Below are 1,234 nucleotides of genomic sequence, written 5' to 3'. Positions count from 1 at the left end.
TCGCTCATCATCCTCGGCAAACAGGCCATCGACGACGACTGCAACCAGACCGGCCAGATGCTCGCGGCCTTGGCCAACCTGCCCCAGGCCACCTTCGCCAGCAAGGTCGAACTGACCGCTGATTCCGTCAGCGTCACCCGCGAAGTCGACGGCGGCCTCGAGACCCTCAAGCTCAGCCTGCCGGCCGTCATCACCACCGACCTGCGCCTGAACGAGCCGCGCTACGTCACCCTGCCCAACATCATGAAGGCCAAGAAGAAGCCGCTCGACACCGTCAAGCCGGCCGACCTGGGCGTCGACGTCGCCCCGCGCATCAAGACCCTCAAGGTCAGCGAACCCCCGAAGCGCAGCGCCGGCATCAAGGTCGCCGACGTCGCCACGCTCGTGGACAAGCTCAAGAACACCGCCAAGGTCATCTAAGCCCAAGCGCAGGACAGGAAAAACACACCATGACCGCACTCGTCATCGCAGAACACGACAACGCCAGCATCAAAGGCGCCACCCTCAACACCGTCACCGCCGCCGCGCAAGCCGGCGGTGACGTGCACGTGCTCGTCGCCGGCCACAACGCCGGTGCCGCCGCCCAGGCCGCCGCACAAATCGCTGGCGTCACCAAGGTCATCCACGCCGACGCCCCTGGCCTGGCCCACGGCCTGGCCGAGAACGTCGCCGAGCAGGTGCTTGCCATCGCGGGCAACTACAGCCACATCCTCTTCCCGGCCACCGCCGGCGGCAAGAACGTCGCCCCGCGCGTCGCCGCCAAGCTCGACGTCGGCCAGATCAGCGACATCACCAAGGTGATCGGCGCCGACACCTTCGAACGCCCCATCTACGCCGGCAACGCCATCGCCACCGTGCAAAGCGCAGACAAGGTCAAGGTCATCACCGTGCGCACCACCGGCTTCGACCCGGCCGCCAGCACGGGTGGCAGCGCCGCCGTGGAAACCGCCGCCGCGACCGCCGACAACGGCAAGAGCGTGTTCGTGGGATCGGAGATCGCCAAGAACGACCGGCCCGAGCTGACCGCCGCCAAGATCATCGTCTCGGGTGGCCGCGCGCTGGGCAGCAGCGACAAGTTCAACGAAGTGCTGACCCCGCTGGCCGACAAGCTGGGTGCGGCGCTGGGCGCCAGCCGCGCCGCGGTGGACGCGGGCTACGCGCCCAACGACTGGCAGGTCGGCCAGACCGGCAAGATCGTTGCGCCGCAGCTGTACGTGGCGGTGGGCATCTCGGG

2 protein-coding genes are annotated in these 1,234 nt (G+C 68.2%); both read left to right on the top strand.

Annotation, left to right across the window (positions count from 1 at the left end; translation table 11 throughout):
- Window positions 1–420 (top strand): electron transfer flavoprotein subunit beta/FixA family protein (locus tag AC1KAT_RS22125; RefSeq protein ID WP_480329511.1); only part of this gene is annotated, 420 nt, incomplete at its 5' end.
- Between the two features lie 29 nt (window positions 421–449).
- On the top strand, window positions 450–1,234 hold a 785-nt coding region (locus tag AC1KAT_RS22120), incomplete at its 3' end, for an electron transfer flavoprotein subunit alpha/FixB family protein (protein ID WP_480329509.1).

It is taken from the genome of Piscinibacter sp. PDB5-1 (genome assembly GCF_056676035.1).
This window is presented reverse-complemented; position numbering and strand designations above follow the sequence as displayed.